Below are 21141 nucleotides of genomic sequence, written 5' to 3'. Positions count from 1 at the left end.
ATCGATGGTTCGCCTCCGCGCGGCGCCGCTATACTTGCAGTATAAACAACAGTTATAAGGGGGGCGGCAGCCGTGCCGGTGTTACAAGCGAATCATCTGTCGAAGGTTTACGGGAAAGGAGCCGTTACATATCAAGCGCTTGACGGCTTTCATCTTGAGGTGGAGGAGGGGGAATTCGTCGGCGTCATGGGTCCGTCGGGGAGCGGCAAGACGACCCTGCTCAACCTGCTGGCGACCATCGATCGTCCTTCATCGGGCAAGCTCGAGCTCGGCGGCGCCGATCCGGCGCTAATGAGCCCGAACCAGCTTGCTTTATTTCGCCGGCGCAAGCTGGGGTTCATCTTTCAGGATTTCAATCTGCTCGATACGCTCACGGTGAAAGAAAACATTATATTGCCGTTGGCGCTCGATAAAGTGAAGCCGAGAGAGATCGAGCAGCGGGTGAACGATTTGAGCGCGCTGCTGGGCATTGAAAAAATTTTGAATAAGCGGACGTACGAAATTTCCGGCGGGCAGCAGCAGCGGGCGGCGATCGCACGGGCGATGATTCACCGTCCGGAGCTGGTGCTGGCCGACGAGCTGACGGGCAATCTCGATTCGAAAGCAGCGAACGATGTGATGCAGTCGCTTAAGCGGATGAACGAGGAACGGCGGGTAACGGTGTTTATGGTGACGCACGATCCGTTCGCCGCCAGCTTCTGCCGAAGAATTATATTCATCAAGGACGGCAAATGGTTTTCGGAAATTCGAAGCGGCGGCAACCGCCAGGCGTTCTTCCAGCAAATATTGGATACGCTGAGCTTGTTGGGAGGTCAGATCCATGACGTTTCGGCAGCTCGCTCTTAGCAACATCCGCGGCGGATGGCGGAGATATGCGGCTTTCTTTTTCAGCAGCGCCGCGTCCGTGCTCATCTTTTATTTGTTCGCTTCCTTCATCTTTCATCCCGATGTGCGCAACGGGCAAATTTACGGAGGCCAAGCCGTGGGTCAGGCGCTTTTGGGCTTGGAGTATGTCATTTTCATATTTTCGTTCTTCTTTGTCTTATACTCCAGCTCCGCGTTCTATAAGATTCGGAACAAGGAATTCGGACTGTTTCAGATGTTCGGGATGACGATCGGGCAAATTCGGCGCATGGCATTGTACGAGCAGCTCATTATTGCAGTTTGTGCGATCGGGACCGGCATTGCATTCGGGACGTTGTTTTCCAAGCTGTTCTTTATGGGAATTGCCGACCTGCTGGATGTCGAAAACCCGATCCGGTTTATGGTTGTGGCGCCGGCCGTATGGTTGACCGCAGGCTTGTTCTTTATTTTGTTTTTCGGAATTGCGCTGCTTACGTTGAGGAGCGTCGGAAGTCAGCCGATTATTGAGCTGCTGCGCGGTTCGCGCAAGCCGAAATCGCTACCGCTATATTCCCGCTGGCTGTCTTTGCTGTCGGCGGTATGCTTGGGCGCAGGGTATTATTTGGCGTACACGACCAATTTAAGAGGATTATTGATGTATATGCTGCCGATACTGGCGCTTGTCGTTACTGGCTCTTATTTCTTGTTTACGCAGGGCAGCGTGGCGATCGTCAGACGATTGACGGGAACGCCGGCGTTTTATTGGCGGGGCATTCGTCTGATTGCGGTATCGCAGCTGATGTTCAAGCTGAAGGACAACGCCAGAGTGATGTTTTCGTCAGCCGTTCTGACGGCTGTCGTTCTGACGGCGTCCGGCGTCATAACGGTGTTCTATATGGATAACAAATCGCAAATCGTTCAGAACTCGCCGCAAGCCTTCGGATATGAGGAGCGAGGCGACGATGAACATCGCGTCTTGCCGGCGGGCCGCGTTAAGGAGTCGCTCGGCAGCGGCGGCATTAAGCTTGAATATGAGCTGCGGCTGGAGATGCTGCGTACGGTGGCGAAAGTGCAGCTGCCCGCGGCAAAGGAGCAGGTCTCTTACTTTGTTTCGGAAAGCGGATGGAACGAGGCTTCCGGTCTTGCGGGCAGCGGACTGGAAGTGAATCTGGAGCAGGGCCGTACGATGCTTATGTATCCTTTCCGAGGGCAGAGGGGCTCTGATTTGGAAACGAAAGGCAAGGAAATTTCGTATGAAATCGGGGGCCGAACGGAACGGTTTATTTCGGAGGGCAACCGGTTCGGCGCCTCCGTCAACGGCGCCAAAGCGGTATGGGTGCTGGACGATGCGGATTATGCCCGGCTTGCTTCGGCGGCTGCCGACTCGGAGAAAAGAGTGTATTACGGCTACGAATGGAAGGGCTGGGAAGACGACGGCGCCGTCGTCGAGCGGCTGCTCGGCGACGTGCCGGACGAGATGAAGGGTCGCGTGTACGAACGGGTAACGGATTATAAGTATGTCAAACAGTTTACGGCGCTTACCTTTTTCATTGGAATATTCGTCGTCTGTTTGTTCTTCTTTGCTTCCGGCAGTCTTCTTTACTTCAAGCAGTTTACCGAGCTGGAGGAGGACCGCACGCGGTTTAAGCAGCTGATGCGGATCGGTGTCTCGCCGAAGGAAATCAACCGGATCGTAACCGCTCAGATCGGCTCGGTGTTTATGATTCCGTTCGCGGTCGGGACGGTTCATGCGGCTTTTGCTTATAAAATGCTGGGGAACGTGTTTGCGACGAGCACCTGGAGGCTCGGGCTGTGTGTGGTGGGCGTGTTTTTCCTGCTCCATCTGCTTTATTTTGTCATCACCAAGCGGTCGTATTTCAAGCAAATTTACGTTTCGCCGCTTTCATGATAAGACGATTTCGCATACTCCTCAGGAGTTTTGCCTACGGCGGCTTTGAAATCCTTGATAAAATGCGACTGATCGTGATAGCCGAGCTCCGTCGAAAGCTGAGCCATGTCGCGGAAGCGGCCGTGCTCCATTTCTTCCGCGGCGTTCTGGAGACGGTACAGCTTGATGACCCACTTGGGACTGACTCCGACGTATCCCCGGAAGATGCGCTGGAGCTTTCTTATATTGATCCCGAACCGCTCGCAAATTTGATCCACCCTGGTGATTTCGCGGTCGTGCATGATGCGATCGACGATGCGGTTGATAAATGGGATCGTATCGTCCTGCTCCGGCAGCTTCGGGCGGATGAGGCTTTCGGCAAGCTGTACCATGTCCGCCTCGTTCCGCTGCGCGAACATCGCACGCTCCAATGAACAGGCGTCGATGCCCAGCACGCTGCGCACATCAAGGGGGCGGCCCGACAGTTCGGAAACCGGCCGTTTAATGAACGGGTAGAACGCCCCGGGCTTGAACTTGACACCGAATACGCAGCCTTTCCCTTGCAAATGGTAAGAAAACTTCCGGTTGGAAGGGGCGAAGAAGGCCGAACGCTCCGGTTCGACGACTAGATTGACGCACGGGTTCGGCACGACGTCCTGCACGCGCGGCGGCTGCCCTGTCAAATCCCAGCTGACGATCCAGTAATGCTTCACGAAATAGCCGGTGTCCCCGGAAGGAGTATGGCGAGTGAGCGTAAAATGATCATCGCTTCTATGCAAATTCAAGACGCCCATGCTGGACATCGGAACAGTGGTTTTGTTCATGCTTTGTCGCTCCTGCGGTAAGACTTGTCGCGTTTTTACAATACTGCGAAATGTGGAAAAGCTATCATTGTTATTGTAAAACGAACGCCGAAGGAGTGTAAATCATGGAGCAGCTGAAATACGAGTTTTATATCGGTGCGGGACTTGACGAGGTTTGGAGTACGCTGGTGCAGCCGGAAGGGACGCGCAAAACGTTTTTCGGTTGCGTGCTGAACTCGACCTTCAAGCCCGGCGATCCTTTCGAATACGTGGGGCCGGGCAACGACGGCGACGAGACGGTGCATGTGTACGGAACGATATTGGCTTATGAACCCAATAAATTGCTAAGCTATACCGAGCATCCGGGTCCGTCGTACTATCCGGACAAGCATGGGGAGCTGGAGTCGAGGGTGACCTTTACGCTGGAAACCGTCGGACAGTGCACGAAGCTGACCTTGGTGAACGATCGGTTTACCGAAAACCATCCGTCGTACGAAAATGCCAAATCGCACTGGTGGATGATCCTGAGCAATATCAAAACGGTGGCCGAAACCGGCAAAACGCTGGATTTCGGCTGGTAAACGAGGGGCACCGGCTTTGGAAGCCGGTGCTTTGTCGTTGCGGCGCACGAGTCCGTTATGTAGCCGTACTGCCTGCAGTCCGCTTCTCCTGATCCACCCGTTTCTCCGCTGAAGCCGGCAACGGCAGCCCTGCGTATACGATTTCCCGCGTGAAATGCCGAATCAAGCCGACCCCGTCCGTCGGTTCGGCCGCATCGCGGACGAACGCGGCGTCCGGCGATACGATCCGGGTGACGCCGATATGGCGCAGCAGGTTCATTAAGCGCAGCCCGCTTTCCGCCGACGTATAACTGAACACGGTCTGCACATTGGCGACTCCTTCGTGGGACGGAAGCGAAGGGATGCCGTGCAGCAGCTTTATCGCTTCCTCAAAGCTGTCGACGACAGCGATTTCTACATAAGCAGGACGCTGCGAAATATGCAGCGGAATGTGCTCGTCGAGCTCCTTCTCCGTAAACCGCCGATCGCTGACTACAACCGTCCACGAGGCGGAGCCGTCCGCCGGCGTCAGCACTTTGCTGCCGAGCTCGGCGGTTTTTTCGCGCAGCCGCTGCAGACGGAGCGAGGCGCCTTCCGAGACGGGGACGTTCCCGGCAGGTGAGGGAAGCTTTTGCAGTGCTTGGGCTACGCCCTCCGCGAATCGCTCGGCTTCCCGCCGTTTCCCGATAAACACCGCCGCCGTGGGCGTACAATACGGCTGCAGCTGCTCGCCTCCGGCAATCGCCCGGGCGGTTTGCTGGCAATCCCGCTCGGAGTACAAGCCTCTGCTTTTAATATAAGAGCCGTCGATGACGATTGCGCCGGTTTGCGGCGGTATGGCTATGGCCACAGGATGGTTCGGATTGCGGCCGAGCATGGACGTATAAAAATCGACGGCGTCGAGGCTTCCCCAAAATACCCCTGCTGCGAAAGGCCCCTCCGATAACAATCGCGCCAGCTGTGCGCGTCCGATGACCTCCCGGTAATCCGCAAAAAATAGATGTACGTTGTTTAAAAGGGCGGAAAGCTGGGGCACCTCGAGCCCTTGAAGAAACTCGAACAGCTCTTCAAAGATGCCCTGGTTCCATTTCGTTACCCGCAATGCGACCGGGCAGTTCGAGAGAACGGCCTGCCATGCGGCATGCAGCGCAGGGGCGGCGGCATTGCCTTCGCTTAGAACGGCTACAGGACCGGCGGGAAACGCCGTTTTCCAGCATCCGCCGGCATAGTCGGGGCAAGGTCCGTCCAGCATGGCGGAGCCGGCTGCCGGGAAAGCCTCCCTCACGCTGCGGCGAAGCGCATCCGGGGAGAAGGCTTGCAGCAGACGCGCGCGGCCTGCGGCCGGGAGCTCCGGACCGTTCCCGGAGGCTAACGCTTTGGCCGCTTCTCCAAGCGCGGCAATTTTCATATCGGTGGAGAGCTTCATCAACGCAAAGGTTCCCGCTTCCAAAGTCTCGACGAACGGAAAATCATCCTTTAACGGGACCTCCAAATTCGAACCGTCCCTTTTTTTTAATCCCGTCCACCTCATTCGATCGGCTCCTTTCGAAGAGAAATGCTATTCCATATGTGTATTACATTCGTGAGTGCCGCATGAGTTAAGAAAAAAACATTGACAAAGTGACAGTTGTGTCGTTTATAATAACGACATTGTTGTCGTTTAACGACACGTATGTCGTTTTATAAAAAAGAGGGAGTTGCTGTACATAATGATTGAAAAACCGCTGTTCCGCAGTAAGCCGTTCCTGCATCTGATGGGAGCGCAAACCGTGTCCAACTTGGGGGATTGGTTGGATTACCTGGCGCTTTTCGCCTTGGTCGGCCTGTTTTGGAAGACGAGCCCGATGGGCATCGCCGCGATTATGCTGTGCTTTATCGGCCCGATCGTCTTTCTGGGGCCGTTCGCGGGCGTGTTGGCCGACCGGTATGAGAGAAGGACGATCATGGTTATTTCCGATTTGGCGCGAGTGGTTCTTGTGCTGCTGCTCGCCTTCTCTTCGGAGCTGTGGCACATTTGCGTGCTGCTTGTATTGAAGGGAGTGTTTGAAGCGCTGTTCAGCCCGGCGAAAAATGGTAAACTGAAGGAAATCGTACCTGACGAACAGATGCAGCAAGCCGCTTCCTTCAGTGCCATGATCGAGCAAGGGGCGAAAATAATCGGACCGACGCTTGGCGGACTGCTTGTGGCCGCGGCCGGGGTCAAAGCGGCGTTCTACATCGATGCCGCCACCTTCGCCGTGTCGGCGCTCATTCTCGCCGGCGTTCCAAAGCGCACGGCTCGGGATGCGGCGGAAGAACGGAAAGGCGGAGCGAATAGCTTTATGGCGGAGTTCAAGGAAGGGATGGCGTTCATTCGGGGCATTCCGCTTCTTATGTTCGGAACCGCGCTTCTCGCCGCCGTATTGTTGGTGCTGCAGATCGCCGATTCCCAGCTGATCGTGCTGGCGAGGCTCGTTCCCGAGGTAAGCGTTGACGCCGTCGGATTCGCAATGGCGGCGAGCGGGCTCGGGATGATATTGTCCGCCGGCGCCGTCAGCAAGCTGAAATTTCGTTCCCCGCTAGGCTTTATGGCGGCCGGAGGGGCCCTGATGGGGGCGATGCTTGCGTCGGCCGCACTGATTGTGAGCAGCGGCGGTTCCGCGCTCTGGCTGTCGCCGTTGTTCCTGATCGGCGGCGCGGCTGCGGGACTCGTGTTCATCCCGTTCCAGTCCAGCGCGCAGCGGTTGACGCCAGAGCAGTACAGCGGGCGCGTCTTCGGGGCCGTCGGAAGCATTACGATGCTGGCGACCTTTATCGGACCGCTGCTCGGCGGAGTGCTCTCGACCGTGTATGGGGTTATCTCGGCATTTTTCATCTCGGGAGGCTTGCTGGTTGCGATCGGCATCATCGTCTTGTGCGGCAAAAGATTGGCAGAACGGGGAGTTCAGCATGACGCCGAAGGTGGACGAACAGTATAAGGAAAATCGCCGCCGCGAAATATTGGAGGCGGCCAAGAACGTATTTGTACAGAAGGGCTTCGAGCCCGCAACGATGAAGGATGTTGTCGACGCATCGGGGATGAGCAGGGGCTTCGTGTACTCGTATTTTGACAATACGGAAGCGATGCTGCTGTCTCTTATGGAGGCTATGGACGCCGACATGCCGGCGCCGGACGTATTGTTTGAAGGAACGTCTCACGCATGGGAGGTTATCGAGAAGCTGTTCGATTACTCGATTGCGAAATTTGATGAGGAAGAGGACGGGATGCTGTTCGTCATCATGGAGTTTTTCAACTCCGGCTGGCGGCACCCGGACCGGGCGCAGCTGCTCGCGGAGCGGTATCGGAACGCGATCCGATACTACATGGACATCTTCGAACGCGGGGTGCGGCAGGGGGATTTTCAGCCGAAGGCGCCGCTTGAAGATATTGCGCGTTCGTTGATCACCTTTGTGGACGGCGGCATTTTGGCGACCTCGCACTTGGGGCCGGACACGACGCAGGTGAAACGGCAGCTGCTGCTTGTGAAGCAGTTTTTGCGGCAAATGCTCGGCGTGGCTGAATAAGTAAAGAGCCCTGGATCAGGGCTCTTTGCTGCGTTCGGAGCGATCTGACTTACTAACGGAACTCAATGACCGCTAAATTTGTCGAAACCGGGCGAAAGGGGGAATTAACGGAAACGGATGACCGCTAATTCGCTAAACATGGCGATTTTGGATGTTTCTCGGCCGATTAGCGGACAAGTTGTTCCGTTAATTAAGCGATTTTGGGAGGTACAGCGGTTTTAGCGGACAATCCGTTCCGTTAACCGTTGTCGACTGACGGCCTGGCAGGGCCGCCGGGCCGCACTGCAACGCGGGATACCGCCGTCAACGCCCCCCGATCAGCAGCATGACCGCGAATGAATGCGCCCATTGCATGACCGACGAATACAATGCGCGGATCACCACTTGCCCATAAACTGCGCCGTGATGATGATGGCGCCGATCGCCCAGACGTACACGGCGAACCATTTCAGCGACCCCTTCTTCAGGAAGTCGATCATCCATTTCACCGCGACGTAGCCGAACGCCGCGGAAGCGATCGTGCCGATGACGAGCGGGCCGGCCGATATTTCGGGGCCGCTGCCCTCCAGCAGCTTCAGCCCTTGAAACAGGATGCCGCCGGCAATGGCCGGAATCGAGAGCAGGAACGAGAAGTAGGCCGCCGTTTCGCGGTCCAGCTTGCGAATGAGCGCCCCGACAATCGTCAAGCCGGAGCGGGAAATCGCGGGCAAAATGGCCGCCGCCTGAAACGTTCCGATGACCAGCGCATCGGTATACGAAATGTCGGCCATCTTTTTGCGGCCGTTCTTGATGCTTTCCGAGAACCATAGAAACGCTCCGGTAACGAGAAACTCCCAGCCGACCGTAACCCCGGTTTCCGAAATTTCCTCGAAGAAATCCGAGAACAGGACGCCCGCGATGACCGCCGGAATCGTGCCGACCACAAGCAGCCAGGTCAGCTTGCCGAACGGATCTCGTATAATGCGGACAAGCTCTTCGCGGTAATAAACCAGCACGGCGAACAATGTGCCGATATGCAGCATCGTATCCAGGTATATGCCTGCCTCGTTCAAGCCGAAGGCGTGGCGCCCCAAGTACAAATGTCCCGTGCTGCTGATCGGCAAAAACTCGGTAAGTCCTTGAATGAGCCCTAGTATAAAAGCTTCTAATGACGACATACGTTCAACCTCGATTTTTTTGGAATGATTCGGCGTTGCGCCTTACTTATCGTTATTCGCGGACAGGCGGAAACATGTCCTGCATGTCCGGCGAAAAAGCGTAAGCGGAAGCCGTAAAGAGGTACCGCAATCCTCTCGGCGCGACCACCGTATCGGCGTATTCGAAAGTGCCAAAATTTTCTTGACGGACAAAGCTTTATATGGTGAAATTTGCGTATAACATGGGGAAAAGAGGTTGAACGGATATGGGACGATTCAGCACCAAGATGGTTGTAGCGATCGGCATCGGCGCCGCATTGTACGGCGTGCTCGGCATGTTCGGGTTTGCGGTGGGGCCTAATACATATTTCAAGCCCGCGCTTGCATTGCTGACGATTTTCGGTGCGTTGTTCGGGCCGGTCGTCGGTTTTCTTGTCGGGTTTATCGGCCACACGATTACCGATCTGATCGCCGGCTACGGCGTATGGTGGGGATGGGTGATGAGCTCCGCCATCACAGGTTTGTTTATGGGACTCGTGGCCACGAGCGCGAAGTTTAACGTCCGCCGCGGAGCGACGACCGGTAAGCAGACGGCTTACCTTGCAATTACAGGGGTAATCGGCATTATAGTCGGACTTATATTTGCCGGATTGTTCGACATCATCGTGCACGGCGAGCCTGCCGACAAGATCGCCGTTCAAGTCGTAAGCGCAGCGGTCTCCAACATTATCGTCTTCGGCGTGATCGGTATTCCTGCGGTTCTCGCGATTAGCCGGGCGAACAAGAACAACTCCAATCTATCGGCGGAGGCGTGACGAAATAAGCTTCATGCAGCCGATCGTATCTTTGCGCAATGTTTCGTTTCAGTACCGCAGCTTGAACGAACCGACCTTAAAACAGATTAACCTGGACATTTATCCGGGAGAAAAAGTGCTCATTGCCGGGCGAAGCGGCTCCGGCAAATCGACGTTGGCCCATTGTCTCAATGGGCTGATTCCTTTTCATTACGAGGGCAGCCTGACCGGAGAGCTGATCGTGAAGGGCCGGAAGCCGTCCGAGGCCGGCATATTCGCGACGAGCGAGGCCGTCGGCACGATTCTGCAGGATCAAGACAAGCAATTCGTCGGACTGACGGTCGGCGAGGATGTCGCGTTCGTGCTTGAGAACGAGAACGTGCCCGCCGCCGACATGAAGGAACGCGTCGGGCAGGCGCTGCAAGCGGTGGATATGCTCGCGTCGATTGACGCAAGCCCCTACGACTTGTCGGGCGGCCAGAAGCAGCGCGTGTCCATCGCGGGCATATGGTGTACGGACGCGGATATTTTGCTGTTCGACGAGCCGCTTGCCAACCTCGACCCTGCCAGCGGCGAGAAGGCGATTGCGCTGATCGACGACATCCATCGGGAAGCGAACAAAACGATCATTATCGTCGAGCACCGCATCGAGGATGTGCTGCATAGGCCCGTCGACCGAATCGTGCTCCTGGACTGCGGCGAAATCGTCGCCTCCGGTACGCCGGACGAGCTGCTCGGCTCGGGGGTGCTCAAGCGATACGGCATCAGGCAGCCGTTATATGTTGAAGCGCTGCAATATGCCGGATTTTCCGAGGCGGATGCCGGAGGCGGCAAGGACGAATGCGACAAGGACGAATGCGGCAGCATCGAAAGCGGCAAGCGGCCCCCGGAGTGGTCGAATCTCGATTCGTTCCGCGGAGAGGCCGTTGGCGGCTTGCTGACGCGATGGATGGAGCCGGGGACGGAGGCGCGGCGGCAATCGGCCGCCGCCCGCGGCAGGGACCGCGGGGGCGAGGAGCTGCTCGAGATCGACCGCATTACCTTTGGCTACGATAAAACCAAGCCGGTACTGACCGACGTATCGTTCCGCATCGGGGCGGGAGAGACGGTCGCGCTGCTCGGCAACAACGGCGCCGGCAAATCGACGCTGTCGGCGCTCATCACCGGCATGCTGAAGACGACAAACGGCGATATCCGTTTCCGAGGCGAGTCGATTAAGCCGTGGAGCGTGGCGCAGCGGGGCCGGCGGATCGGGTATGCGATGCAGAACCCGAACCATATGATTACGCAGCAAATCGTGAAGGACGAAGCGGGACTCGGGCTGCTCTCCGCCGGCTTGGATCCTGAAACCTTGGCGCGCAAGGTCGAAGACGCATTGCGTACCTGCGGCTTATACCCGTACCGGAATTGGCCGGTTTCGGCGCTCAGCTACGGACAGAAGAAACGGCTGACGATCGCCTCCATTCTCGTTCTCGGGCCGGAGCTGATTATTCTGGACGAGCCGACCGCAGGGCAGGATTACCGGCATTACCGCGAATTTATGGAATGGATCGCGGAGCTGGCAGCTTCCGGAACCGCGTTCCTGATCATTACCCACGACATGCATTTGGCGCTCGAATATGCCGACCGCGCGGTCGTTCTGTCCGGAGGGCGCGTCATCGGCGACGGCGATGTGGCGCAGCTGCTCGCCGACGAAGCCATCGTATCGCAGGCGAGCCTGAAGATGACGTCGCTCGCCAAGCTGGCAAGGCAAGCGGGGCTGGATGATCCCGCGGCGTTCATCCGCCATTACATCGCGTTCGAAAGGGGGGCGGGCGGACGATGATTAGCACCGGAACGCTGTACGCCGAAGCGGATTCCCCGTTTCACCGGATGGACGGAACGGTCAAGCTGCTCATGTGGCTTGCATGGTCCGTCATCACGTTCCTGTTCCTCGACCTTAGAGTATTCGCGGTTATGCTGTTGATCGGGATTGCGTTGATGGCAGTTTCACGCGTTCCTTTTCGAACGGTTCGTTGGTTGATTGCGGCCGTGGCCTTTTTCAACGTGTTGAATGCGATCTTAATTATCCTGATTACCCCGGGATACGGCGCCGAGCTGGCGGGACGGCACACCTTCGCTTTTTCGCTGGGGTATGCGGAGGTTCCGTATGAGACGCTCTTTTACGTGCTGACGCTGGCGATGAAATACGGCAATCTGCTGCCGCTCACGGTGGTGTTTCTGTTCACGACGCATCCGAGCCGGTTTGCGGGAAGTCTCCACCGGGCGGGCGTGCCGTACAAGGTGGCGTATGCGGTAAGCATCGCGTTCCGGTACGTGCCCGAGCTTCAGACGGAGCTGAAGCACATCATTCACTCCCAGGAAGCCAGAGGAGTGCGGTTCCGCAGAGGGGAAGCTTCGGTCCTTCAGCGGCTTAAGGCTTGGGGCATGGTCACCGTGCCGCTGCTGATGTCGTCGCTCCAGCGCATCGATACGGTAACGAACGCCATGGAGCTGCGCCGGTTCGGGAAGCATAAATCCCGCACGTGGTACCATCGCCAGCCGTTTCGCGCCGCGGATTGGCTGACCGCCGCAATTTGCGCGGCCGCCCTCGGAATAGCGGTTTGGCTGCGAATCGGCATGTTTGACGGGTTTTGGTATCCTTTTGCAGATTGATGAAAAGAACGGCGCAAACCCAAGAGGGATACGCGCCGTTTTTTTTATGAAATTGAACGGTGTTCCGCCCGCGTCCGCCCATGTTACAATGGGGAGTGAATGCTTTCGATATTATAGCAGGTTGGAGGAGCCAAACGCATGCGATCGATGCCGATACGGCCGATGGGAGTCGGGCAAACGCTGGACCGCTCTCTACAGTTGTACAGAACGTTATTTACTCCGTTGTTTTTATTGACGTTAATCGCCTTCGGGCCTTTCTACCTTGCATCAAGCTTGCTGCTGATCGACGTCTCGCAGCTGCCGGTCGTGCCGAAATTTCAAGGGTTCGAGGATTTCGAGACGTTCTGGCTCAGCCGGCTCCCGGAACAGTCGCTGGAAGCCGGGATCGAACTGTGGATTAAAATCGCCGGCGTCGCGCTGCTGGCGCTCCTGTTTGCGTTCGTGGCGCTGCCGCTTCATATGGCGACAGGCGTTATTTTGACGAACCGCGCGCTGAACGGCGAGGAGCTTTCATTGGCGTCGGCGTTTCGTGAAGCTTTGAGGCGGTATTGGCGCGTACTCGGCAACGGCATATTATTTTGGATCATCTGCATCGGAGTTTACACCGGGGTCATGATGGGCAACGGATTTCTAGCCATCTTCTACGGGGCTGCGACGGCATTCGCCGCTGCCGCACTGCCCGGCGGAGCCGGCGCCGCGATGGCGGGGGTAGGCTTTCTAGTCATTTATATCGGGCTGATGTACATCGGAATCCTAGCATACTACTATTTCGTAGTGCGCTTCGGCTTTTTTCTGCCCCCGCTGCTGTTTGAGAACGAGAGCGTAGGCATCGGCCGGAGCTGGGCGCTGACGAGAAGATCGTTTTGGCGGCTGCTCGGCATCTACATTAATTTCGCCGTCCTCATGTACGTGTTCTCCGTCGCTTTATTTATGGTGTTTGCCGCGTTCGGAGTCACGCTGTCGGGCATGCTTGCCGTACTGTTCGTGTTTTGTGCCGTCGTCCCCGCGGGCATCGTGCTGTATACGATGGCATACCGAATCCAGAAGGTTCGCGCCGACGGCGATGATCTCGCCGCCATGATTGCGGCCGCGAGGGGAGAAGAGTGATCGAATCGTGGCAAAAGGTTGGGCATTCGCCTTACTATCGTCCTATGACGAGGAAAAAGAGGCGCTGAAGGGCATTTTGTCGGGGGATGAGTATACGGCATATGCGGCGAAGGAAGGACAGCAAGGGGAAAATTTGCTGCTCCGCTGGCTGGAAGAGCTGGTCAACAAGCTGAATGATTTATTTCCGCAAATCGAGTTTGCCGACGGCTCCGAGGACGTGCTGATGTACATCATTATCGGAATCGGGGTCGTGATCGTTGCGGCGCTGCTGTTTTTCCTGTGGCAAATGCTGTGGTTCGAGCGAGGGCTGAAGCGGAAAGCTTCCATGACGGAGGATGAGCTGGAGCAGCCGCCGGAGAGCTTGCTGGAGCGGGCGCGGAACGCCGCCGAATCGGGGGATACCCGGGAGGGAACGCGGCTGTTGTTCCTGGCGCTTCTGCTATCCCTGCAGGAGAAAGAGATGCTGGAGGTTCGCGCCTGGAAGACGAATTGGGAGTACGCGGAGGAGCTTGCGGAGCGCAGCTCGCCTTGGCTTGAGCTGTTTCGGGAATCCGCGCTTCGGTTCGATACGGTATGGTATGGGCTGAAAGAGCTCCCTTCCGACGATTTCCGCGATTGGTACAAACGCGTAGAAAGCTCGATAGCGGACGGCAAGGGGGAGGCGGCATGACACGAACGAACCGAACGCAGGCTTTGCTTGCGGTTTGCGTATTCCTATTTATCGGCTTAGGCTTTGCGTTCATCCGTCCGGGGCTCACAGATTATTCCCCCTACCTTTCGTTCTCGCCGGATCTCGACGGGACGAAGGCGCTGAGAACGCTGCTTGAGCGGCAAGGCGCGGATGTGCGCGAATGGCGACTGCCGCCCGACCGGCTTCCGAAGGCGGAAGGGCAGCTGTACGTGGCGATCGACCCGTATAAGATGACGCAAACGGCAGGCGGGGAGCTCACGTCATGGGCTTCCGAATACGGAAACGATGTTGTTGTATTGGAACATGTGCCCGGGCCGCTTAATCCGTGGGGTACGGAAGATTCGGAACGGACAGGCGATGAAGAGAAGCAGCCGGCAAAGGCGGAGCCTGTGAGACAGGATGAATCGGCTGCATACGTCACGGCTGTCGGGGGAGCGGGGGAAACGACGCATGAAGCGATCGTGGAAAGCTTTCTTCGCTTGACCGAAGTCGAGGCGGACGAAGTATTGCTGAGGGACGAACGCGGCGTCATCGCCGCCCGGAAGAGCATCGGTCAAGGCTCGGTGACGATGGCGCTGACCCCGGAGTGGACGCAGAACGAAAACATTCTCAAAGGCGAGCAATTCGAGCTGCTTTGGTCCATGCTCGGGGGAGAGTCGGCGGCCGGGCGAACGATCTATTTCGATGAGTATCACCACGGATACGCCGATTCGCCCGGTATTTCCCAAGTGTATCCTCCTTGGCTGCTGGCGGCGTTCGGACAGATTGCGGCAGCTTTGATTATATGGCTGTGGCGGAAGGGCAAGCGGTTCGGGCCGGCGTATACGCCGAGAGAATTCCGCGTGCGCCGCAGCGACGAGACGCTGCTGGCGGTGTCGGGCTGGTACCGCAGAGGGAAGCTGACAAGAGAGTCGCTCGGCTATCGGGTCGAGCATCTGAAGCGGGCGTTGTCCCTGAGGGGTGTCGGGCTCCCCGGCGCCGCAAAGGCGGCGGACATCGCCGCGGCCGCGAAACCGGCGCTGAAGCCGGAGACGGCGGAGGCGCTGCGGAACGTCCTCCTTCGGTGGGAGCAAGCGGACGGAGCTTATTCGGAGAAGCGATGGGTTGAGGACAGCGCCGTATTGGATGAAGCGCTGCGGACAATAGAGGGGGAACGGTAAATGCAACAGCTGCTTTCGCGGATGGAAGAGAACATATTTGGGCAACGGACGAATGTGAGGCTTGTCGTCACGGCGATGCTGGCCGGAGGGCACGTGCTGCTCGAAGGCGTGCCGGGGCTCGGCAAGACGAAGCTTGCCCGCACGCTCGCCGGATTAATCTCGGGAGACTACCGGCGCATTCAATTTACGCCGGACATGATGCCGAGCGACATTACGGGCAACGTCATTTATAACATGCAGGAAAACCGGTACATTACGGTCCGCGGGCCGGTGTTTACGAACCTGCTGCTGGCGGACGAAATTAACCGGACCGGGCCGAAGACGCAGTCGGCGCTGCTGGAGGCGATGGAGGAGCGGCAGGTGACGATTCAAGGGGAAACGCACCGGCTCCCCGATCCGTTCTTCGTCATTGCGACCCAGAACCCGGTGGAATATGAAGGAACGTATCCGCTGCCGGAGGCGCAGCTCGACCGCTTCCTGTTCAAGCTGGTGCTGGACTATCCGAACGCGGAGCAGGAGACGGAAATATACAGAGCACACGGAGCCGGAGCGGGCATGTCGGACGGCAAGCTGGAGCCGGCGCTGACGCTCGACGATTTCCGCAAGCACCGCGATGCGCTGACCGGCGTCAAGGTTGAGGATGGCGTGATCGAATATATTACGGCGATCGCCCGGTTTACACGCACGAGCAAGAAGGTGCTGCTCGGAGCGAGCCCGCGCGCTGGCATCGCGATGCTGAATGCAAGCAAGGCGTGGGCGTATTTGGACGGCAGAGACTATGTGACGCCTGACGATGTGAAGCTGGTGGCACGCCCGGCGCTGAGGCACCGTCTTCTGCTCGCGCCGCAGGCGGAATTGGAGGGTGTGACGAGTGACGCAGTCGTCCAAGAAACACTTGCCGCGGTCCCGGTTCCGCGATAGGCTGCTCCCGGCGCTGCGCGTCGTGCCGACGGGCCGGCTGGCCGCGCTGCTGCTGGCGGGCGCGCCTTTGGCGGGCGGAGCGTATGCGCTGGATGCGGATTTGGGCGCCCTCGTCTTCTGGGCGTGGAACGGCACGCTCGCGGTGCTGAGCGCGCTCGATCTTGCGCTGCTGCCGGGGCCGAACCGGCTCACCGCCGAACGCGAGGCGCCGGACCGCGTCGACCTCGGCGGGTCGGTCGCTGTGCGCCTCGCGGTGCGGGCGGCCGGCGGCAGGCAGCCGGCGAAGGGGCAGGTCGTCGACGACCTGCCGGATACGTTCGCGGGGCCGGATGCTTGGCCCGCGCTGACGTTCCAAGGCCGCCGGGCGGAGGCCTTGTATGAAACCCGGCCGACGGAGCGCGGCCGGTACACGCTCGATACCGTCTTCGTACGGTATCGGGGCTCGCTTGGGCTCTGGCAGCGCCAAGCCCATATCCCGTGCACGCACGAAATCCGCGTGCTCCCGGACTTGAGCGGCGTGCGCGGCACGCTCGCTTCGATGCAGCGCAGCCTCGTGCTCGACGGCCGGCGCGTGTTCAGGCGTGCCCGTTCCGGCACGGACTTCCAGAGCATCCGCGATTACACGCCGGATGACGACCCGCGCACGATCAACTGGTCCGCCACCGCGCGGACGCTGCAACCGAAGGTGAACGTGTTCCAGCCCGAGCGCGGGAAAATCGTCACGCTGCTGATCGACTGCGGGCGGATGATGGGCACCGAGCTCGCCGGCAAGACGAAGCTGGACCGCTCGCTCGAGGCGGCGCTTACGCTTGCCGCCGTTGCGCTGCAGCGCGGCGATCAAGTGGCTGCGCTGGCATTCTCCGGCGGGCTCAAGGCGTACGTTCCGCCCGGCAAAGGGATGGAGCATGTCCAGACCATCATCGATGCGGTCTACGATTTGAAGAGCGACATGTCCGAGTCGAATTACGGCCTGGCGCTCACGCATCTTGCCAAAATACAGAAAAAGCGCAGCTTTATGGTGCTGTTCTCCGATATGGAGAGCTACTTGTTCGAGAACGAACTCGCTCCGTATTTGATCCGATTAAGAAGAACGCACTTGCTGCTGTTATTGTCCTTGCAGGATCCGCTGCTGCATGAGTGGGCCGGCATTCCGGTTCGCCGCGCGAAGGAAGCCTACATCAAAAGCACGGCCCTCAAAATGCAAGAAGACCGCCGTCGCTACGCCGCCCGCATGGCAGCCCTCGCGATCGAGGTGCTGGATGTGCCTGCGGACGAATTAGCGCTGGCGGCCGTCAATACGTATTTGGACTTGAAATCAAGAGACGCGCTGTAGCTGAAGCCGTTTCCTGCCGTATAAATAATAAAGGACGAGAGCGGCGAGAGTGAGCGCGGCGACGAAGTATTTCGCTTCGAGCGGGATGCACGCGGGCGTCACGTAGCCTTCGATGGTCCCGGCGACGACGAACAGCGGCACCGTGCCGAGCAGCAGCTGCACGGATTCGCGCACCGAAGTGAAGAAGCGGTACTTGCGCGTGTACGGGCCGGGCACCATCATGACGTACCCCATGTACAGCCCGGCTCCGCCCGCGATGAAAATCGCTGTCAGCTCGATCACCCCGTGCGGAAGGATGAACGCCCAGAAGGCGTAGCTTTCCCCCGCGCGGAAAAATACGGCCGCGAGCGCGCCGATCAACACACCGTTGTATACAAGCAAATACAATGTGCCGATGCCGAGGGTGATGCCGCTGACGAAGCAGAGCACCGCAACCCGGATATTGTTCGTCATAATGGCCGCCGAGTCGATCGACGACGTCAAATCGCCTCGGTCTTCCGCGATGCGGCTCGGATCGACGTCCGCGAATTGCGGCGGCGCGATCGCCGACAGCTGGTGAGGGTCGTTCATGACGACCGCAAAGCCGGAGATGAAGCCGGCGGCCATCAATATCGCGGCGAAAGCGATAAATGCCGCACGCTCCTTTAAGAGCGAGACGAAGCCGGTCGCGAAAAATCGCTTAAACCCTTCCGTGCTGCTCCAAGAATCGCGGTACAATACGTTGTGGGATCGCGATACGAGTTTATTCAAATAACCGGTTAGTTCATTACCGGGGTAATTGGAATTCATAAAGGACAAATGTGCCGACACCTGCTTATGCAGTGCGGTAAACCGGTCGACGTCGCCTGCGGTTAAGCGTGCCGCCCTTCGCTGCATCGAATCCGCCGCTCGTTCGAGCTCGGTCCACAGCGGTTTGTGTCTTTTGATAAACGACGTAAGTTCCATGCGGGCGCTCCTTTATCGTTTGTCGCTTGATTCGCGAATGGATAGTACTGCGTATTGATTATATCACCAATCGGATGAGAGGAGAGAGAAACAAATGCAAACGGCCTATGAGCCAAGCTGGAGCCGACGGCTCACCGTGACGACGCCGGAGCAGGTCGAGCTGCGGTTCGAAACCGCGGGAGTCGGCAGCCGAATCGGCGCGCAGCTCATTGATATGCTGATCGTCATGGCGGCCAATGCAGGCGTCGCGCTTGCCGGCTGGGCGGTGTATGCGGCGATCGGCGACGCGATGCCGGCGTGGGCGGCCGAATACGGCGTCGCGGCGCTAATTTTGTTCTATGCGGCGTTCACGTCGCTATACTTCATTATCTCGGAGTTTTCGACCGGAGGGCGCACTGTCGGCAAGAGGGCGATGGGCATCCGGGTCATCCAAGAGAACGGGCGGCCGCTCAGCTTTTTGTCCGCCGTCATCCGCAACCTGTTTCGCCTGATCGATATGCTGCCCGCGCTTTATTTTACCGGCATCCTATTTAGCTTCTTTCACTCCAAGGACAAACGGATCGGCGACTGGGCGGCGGGAACGGTGGTCGTGTTCGAGCAAGGCGGCAATAAACGGAAATCGAAACGGATCGACAAGCTGTTGAAGGATAAGGCGCCTTTCCTGCCGATCTTCACATTCGAGCCGTGGATGCGCGAGCGGATCACCGAACAAGAATGGACGCTGCTTTCCGCGTATGTCGACAGGCTCCATTGGTTGTCTTCCAAGAAAGCCGGCGAGCTGGGGGAAGGCATTGTCGGGCTGCTGGCGCCGAAGCTGGAGCTTGAAGCGCAATGGGTGGAGTTGATGCAGCCGGCCGAAGAAGGGACGCCGATGACCGCTGCGGAAGTGCATAAGAGGGCGAACCGGCGCAAGGAACGGGAGACGACTCCTGTTTATTGGGCGCTGGCCATGTATTCTGCACTGCGGGAAGATTGGGAGCTGCAAGCCGAAGGGCTGCGTGCCGATGGATAAATTTATAGAAATGGCGCATTCGGAACTGCTGCCTAACATCGATATCGAGAGCGAGGACCCGCACGACCCGATTGTCGTACGGTACGTGCCCGGTCGGTGGCGCGTCATCGGAGCGGGAAACTATGCCGCGGTGCTCGTCCACCCCGATTACCCGGACCGTGTGTTGAAGCTTTACGCGCCGGGGCGTCCCGGCTGGGAAGACGAGGTGGAGGTGTACCGCCGTCTCGGAAAACATCCGGCGTATGCGGAATGCTTTCACGCGAATGGGGAATACCGGTATTTAGTGCTTCGCAGATTGTACGGAACGACGTTCTACGACTGTATCAAGCAGGGCGTCCGCATTCCCGAACAAGCGATCCAAGATATAGACGAGGCGCTGGACTACGCAAGAGAGCGCGGTCTTCATCCGCACGACGTCCACGGGAAGAACGTGATGCTTGACCCGAACGGCCGCGGCATCGTCGTTGACGTCTCGGATTTTCTGAAGGATGAGCCTTGCACGATGTGGGACGATGTAAAGAAAGCTTATTACAAAATTTATCTTCCTTTCATGTACGATCATCCGCTGCCGGTTCCCGATTTCCTCATGAACAGCGTGCGGAAGGGCTACCGCTGGCTGCGCAAAGGAGATCTATGGGGGAGCGATTCGTGAATATGAATTTGCAGCTGCATTCAAGAGTGCCCTTCGGCACCTTGCGGCGGATGTCGAGGTGAGCAGCCGGAGATGAACATTGAAATCGGACTGGCCGGATGGGGCGATCATGAGTCGATTTACCCGCCCGGCACGCCGGCAAGCCGGAAGCTGCAGCTGTATTCGCGGCAGTTCCCGGTCGTTGAGGTGGACAGCTCGTTCTACGCGATCCCTCAGGCGGCTACGGTGCAGCGCTGGGCGGAGGACACCGCGGACGATTTCGGCTTTGTCGTGAAGGCGAATCAAGCGATGACGGGGCACGAGCGGGGAAGCGGGAGGAAGCTGCCGGCAACTGTCCGGCCCTCAGAAGCGACGGCGCCCGGCGAGGAAGACGCGGCGCTGTTCGGCGCGTTCCGGCAGGCGTTCGAGCCGATGCGCGCGTCCGGCAAGCTCCGCACCGTCCTGTTCCAATATCCGCCGTGGTTTGACTGTACCCGCGAGAACGTGGCCGTCCTGCGGCGCGCGAAGGAGCTGATGGACGGCTGGCCGGTCGCGCTTGAGTTTCGGCACCAAAGCTGGTTCGCTCCCGACATGCGCGAGCGGACGCTTAGGTTCATGGAGCGCGAAGGGTGGATGCACAGCGTGTGCGACGAGCCGCAAGCCGGCAGCGGCTCGGTGCCGACCGTGCCTGTGCCTACGCATCCGGAGCGAACGGTCGTCCGCTTTCACGGGCGGAATGCGGAAGGCTGGAATTCCGGCGGCAGCCCGAATTGGCGGAATGTGCGGTACCTGTACGACTACAGCGAGCGCGAGCTGGCCGAATGGATCGGCATCTTGGAGAAGATGTCCGTTTCGACGGGGCAAATATGCGTCATCTTCAATAACAACTCAGGCGGCCACGGCGCAGGCAATGCCAAGCGGTTCATGTCCATGCTCGGGCTTGAGCGCGGGGAACCGCCACCGGTCCAGTTGGACCTGTTTGAATAATCGGCACAAAGGCGAGGCGATGGAGCGATCCGTCGCTTTTTTGCGTTCCATCGCTTTTTCGCGTCCCGTCGATTCCACGCTTCTTGCCGCTCCGATTTACAAAGTCTTAATGAACATTTACATAAATGCCAA

20 protein-coding genes are annotated in these 21141 nt (G+C 58.3%); 16 read left to right on the top strand and 4 right to left on the bottom strand.

Annotated elements, in window-relative coordinates:
• Positions 1-72 precede the first annotated feature (72 nt).
• Both PT964_RS14235 and PT964_RS14230 read left to right on the top strand, forming a co-directional pair.
• The gene (locus PT964_RS14235; RefSeq protein ID WP_274364024.1) at positions 73-846 is read left to right on the top strand and encodes an ABC transporter ATP-binding protein; all 774 of its coding nucleotides are present in this window, start codon (positions 73-75) and stop codon (positions 844-846) included.
• Positions 821-2752, top strand: coding sequence for an FtsX-like permease family protein (locus PT964_RS14230; RefSeq protein ID WP_274364023.1), 1932 nt, complete (start codon positions 821-823; stop codon positions 2750-2752). Before PT964_RS14235 ends, PT964_RS14230 begins: the two co-directional genes overlap by 26 nt.
• Here PT964_RS14230 and PT964_RS14225 read toward each other — a convergent pair.
• The gene (locus PT964_RS14225) at positions 2731-3555 is read right to left on the bottom strand and encodes a helix-turn-helix domain-containing protein (RefSeq protein WP_274364022.1); all 825 of its coding nucleotides are present in this window, start codon (positions 3553-3555) and stop codon (positions 2731-2733) included. The genes PT964_RS14230 and PT964_RS14225 overlap by 22 nt on opposite strands.
• 104 nt (positions 3556-3659) lie before the next feature.
• On the opposite strand from PT964_RS14225, the gene PT964_RS14220 reads away from it, so the two are divergent.
• Positions 3660-4115 (top strand): SRPBCC family protein, encoded by a 456-nt coding sequence (locus PT964_RS14220; protein ID WP_274364021.1) that lies wholly within the window; start codon positions 3660-3662, stop codon positions 4113-4115.
• Between the two features lie 55 nt (positions 4116-4170).
• On the opposite strand, the gene PT964_RS14215 is transcribed toward PT964_RS14220, so the two are convergent.
• On the bottom strand, positions 4171-5625 hold the full coding sequence (locus PT964_RS14215) for an aldehyde dehydrogenase family protein (protein WP_274364020.1): 1455 nt from the start codon (positions 5623-5625) through the stop codon (positions 4171-4173).
• Positions 5626-5803: 178 nt separating this feature from the next.
• Between PT964_RS14215 and PT964_RS14210 the strand changes: the two genes are divergently transcribed.
• Together PT964_RS14210 and PT964_RS14205 are read left to right on the top strand one after the other, a co-directional pair.
• Positions 5804-7051, top strand: a complete 1248-nt coding sequence (locus PT964_RS14210; RefSeq protein WP_274364019.1) for an MFS transporter — start codon at positions 5804-5806, stop codon at positions 7049-7051.
• On the top strand, positions 7023-7637 hold the full coding sequence (locus PT964_RS14205; protein ID WP_274364018.1) for a TetR/AcrR family transcriptional regulator: 615 nt from the start codon (positions 7023-7025) through the stop codon (positions 7635-7637). Before PT964_RS14210 ends, PT964_RS14205 begins: the two co-directional genes overlap by 29 nt.
• A gap of 377 nt (positions 7638-8014) precedes the next feature.
• On the opposite strand, the gene PT964_RS14200 is transcribed toward PT964_RS14205, so the two are convergent.
• Positions 8015-8794, bottom strand: coding sequence for an undecaprenyl-diphosphate phosphatase (locus PT964_RS14200; protein ID WP_274364017.1), 780 nt, complete (start codon positions 8792-8794; stop codon positions 8015-8017).
• Positions 8795-9039: 245 nt separating this feature from the next.
• Between PT964_RS14200 and PT964_RS14195 the strand changes: the two genes are divergently transcribed.
• The 8 genes from PT964_RS14195 to PT964_RS14160 all read left to right on the top strand — a co-directional run bounded on the left by PT964_RS14195 (position 9040) and on the right by PT964_RS14160 (position 17434).
• Positions 9040-9588 (top strand): ECF-type riboflavin transporter substrate-binding protein, encoded by a 549-nt coding sequence (locus tag PT964_RS14195; RefSeq protein WP_274364016.1) that lies wholly within the window; start codon positions 9040-9042, stop codon positions 9586-9588.
• Positions 9589-9601: 13 nt separating this feature from the next.
• On the top strand, positions 9602-11392 hold the full coding sequence (locus tag PT964_RS14190; protein ID WP_274364015.1) for an energy-coupling factor transporter ATPase: 1791 nt from the start codon (positions 9602-9604) through the stop codon (positions 11390-11392).
• On the top strand, positions 11389-12222 hold the full coding sequence (locus PT964_RS14185) for an energy-coupling factor transporter transmembrane component T family protein (RefSeq protein ID WP_274364014.1): 834 nt from the start codon (positions 11389-11391) through the stop codon (positions 12220-12222). Before PT964_RS14190 ends, PT964_RS14185 begins: the two co-directional genes overlap by 4 nt.
• A gap of 138 nt (positions 12223-12360) precedes the next feature.
• Complete coding sequence (locus tag PT964_RS14180) at positions 12361-13329, top strand: hypothetical protein (protein ID WP_274364013.1); 969 nt, start codon at positions 12361-12363, stop codon at positions 13327-13329.
• Between the two features lie 7 nt (positions 13330-13336).
• Entirely contained in the window at positions 13337-13999 is a 663-nt protein-coding gene (locus PT964_RS14175) for a DUF4129 domain-containing protein (RefSeq protein ID WP_274364012.1), read from the top strand.
• Positions 13996-15180, top strand: a complete 1185-nt coding sequence (locus tag PT964_RS14170) for a DUF4350 domain-containing protein (protein ID WP_274364011.1) — start codon at positions 13996-13998, stop codon at positions 15178-15180. Before PT964_RS14175 ends, PT964_RS14170 begins: the two co-directional genes overlap by 4 nt.
• Positions 15181-16101: an AAA family ATPase gene (locus PT964_RS14165; protein WP_274364010.1), complete on the top strand. Its 921-nt coding sequence runs from the start codon at positions 15181-15183 to the stop codon at positions 16099-16101.
• On the top strand, positions 16052-17434 hold the full coding sequence (locus PT964_RS14160) for a DUF58 domain-containing protein (RefSeq protein ID WP_274364009.1): 1383 nt from the start codon (positions 16052-16054) through the stop codon (positions 17432-17434). Before PT964_RS14165 ends, PT964_RS14160 begins: the two co-directional genes overlap by 50 nt.
• Here PT964_RS14160 and PT964_RS14155 read toward each other — a convergent pair.
• Positions 17417-18379 carry a stage II sporulation protein M gene (locus tag PT964_RS14155; protein ID WP_274364008.1) on the bottom strand — a complete coding sequence of 321 codons (963 nt, stop codon included), beginning with the start codon at positions 18377-18379 and terminating at the stop codon, positions 17417-17419. The genes PT964_RS14160 and PT964_RS14155 overlap by 18 nt on opposite strands.
• A 94-nt stretch (positions 18380-18473) precedes the next feature.
• Here PT964_RS14155 and PT964_RS14150 point away from each other — a divergent pair, with 94 nt between their 5' ends.
• The 3 genes from PT964_RS14150 to PT964_RS14140 all read left to right on the top strand — a co-directional run bounded on the left by PT964_RS14150 (position 18474) and on the right by PT964_RS14140 (position 21009).
• Entirely contained in the window at positions 18474-19391 is a 918-nt protein-coding gene (locus tag PT964_RS14150; RefSeq protein ID WP_274364007.1) for an RDD family protein, read from the top strand.
• Positions 19384-20043, top strand: coding sequence for a serine/threonine-protein kinase (locus PT964_RS14145; RefSeq protein WP_274364006.1), 660 nt, complete (start codon positions 19384-19386; stop codon positions 20041-20043). Before PT964_RS14150 ends, PT964_RS14145 begins: the two co-directional genes overlap by 8 nt.
• 72 nt (positions 20044-20115) lie before the next feature.
• Positions 20116-21009 (top strand): DUF72 domain-containing protein, encoded by an 894-nt coding sequence (locus PT964_RS14140; RefSeq protein ID WP_274364005.1) that lies wholly within the window; start codon positions 20116-20118, stop codon positions 21007-21009.
• The last annotated feature ends 132 nt before the right edge of the window (positions 21010-21141 follow it).

Origin of the sequence: Paenibacillus thermotolerans, from assembly GCF_028745515.1 — a bacterium.
GTDB lineage: Bacteria > Bacillota > Bacilli > Paenibacillales > YIM-B00363 > Paenibacillus_AE > Paenibacillus_AE thermotolerans.
The sequence above is the reverse complement of the archived record's forward strand: the minus strand, read 5'-3'. Positions and strand labels throughout refer to the sequence as shown.

Coding starts and splice junctions, on each gene's coding strand:
- PT964_RS14230 (WP_274364023.1), top strand. CDS start 821: ATGACGTTTCGGCAGCTCGCTCTTAGCAACATCCGCGGCGGATGGCGG.
- PT964_RS14225 (WP_274364022.1), bottom strand. CDS start 3,555: ATGAACAAAACCACTGTTCCGATGTCCAGCATGGGCGTCTTGAATTTG.
- PT964_RS14220 (WP_274364021.1), top strand. CDS start 3,660: ATGGAGCAGCTGAAATACGAGTTTTATATCGGTGCGGGACTTGACGAG.
- PT964_RS14215 (WP_274364020.1), bottom strand. CDS start 5,625: ATGAGGTGGACGGGATTAAAAAAAAGGGACGGTTCGAATTTGGAGGTC.
- PT964_RS14210 (WP_274364019.1), top strand. CDS start 5,804: ATGATTGAAAAACCGCTGTTCCGCAGTAAGCCGTTCCTGCATCTGATG.
- PT964_RS14205 (WP_274364018.1), top strand. CDS start 7,023: ATGACGCCGAAGGTGGACGAACAGTATAAGGAAAATCGCCGCCGCGAA.
- PT964_RS14200 (WP_274364017.1), bottom strand. CDS start 8,794: ATGTCGTCATTAGAAGCTTTTATACTAGGGCTCATTCAAGGACTTACC.
- PT964_RS14195 (WP_274364016.1), top strand. CDS start 9,040: ATGGGACGATTCAGCACCAAGATGGTTGTAGCGATCGGCATCGGCGCC.
- PT964_RS14190 (WP_274364015.1), top strand. CDS start 9,602: ATGCAGCCGATCGTATCTTTGCGCAATGTTTCGTTTCAGTACCGCAGC.
- PT964_RS14185 (WP_274364014.1), top strand. CDS start 11,389: ATGATTAGCACCGGAACGCTGTACGCCGAAGCGGATTCCCCGTTTCAC.
- PT964_RS14180 (WP_274364013.1), top strand. CDS start 12,361: ATGCGATCGATGCCGATACGGCCGATGGGAGTCGGGCAAACGCTGGAC.
- PT964_RS14170 (WP_274364011.1), top strand. CDS start 13,996: ATGACACGAACGAACCGAACGCAGGCTTTGCTTGCGGTTTGCGTATTC.
- PT964_RS14165 (WP_274364010.1), top strand. CDS start 15,181: ATGCAACAGCTGCTTTCGCGGATGGAAGAGAACATATTTGGGCAACGG.
- PT964_RS14155 (WP_274364008.1), bottom strand. CDS start 18,379: ATGGAACTTACGTCGTTTATCAAAAGACACAAACCGCTGTGGACCGAG.
- PT964_RS14150 (WP_274364007.1), top strand. CDS start 18,474: ATGCAAACGGCCTATGAGCCAAGCTGGAGCCGACGGCTCACCGTGACG.
- PT964_RS14145 (WP_274364006.1), top strand. CDS start 19,384: ATGGATAAATTTATAGAAATGGCGCATTCGGAACTGCTGCCTAACATC.
- PT964_RS14140 (WP_274364005.1), top strand. CDS start 20,116: ATGAACATTGAAATCGGACTGGCCGGATGGGGCGATCATGAGTCGATT.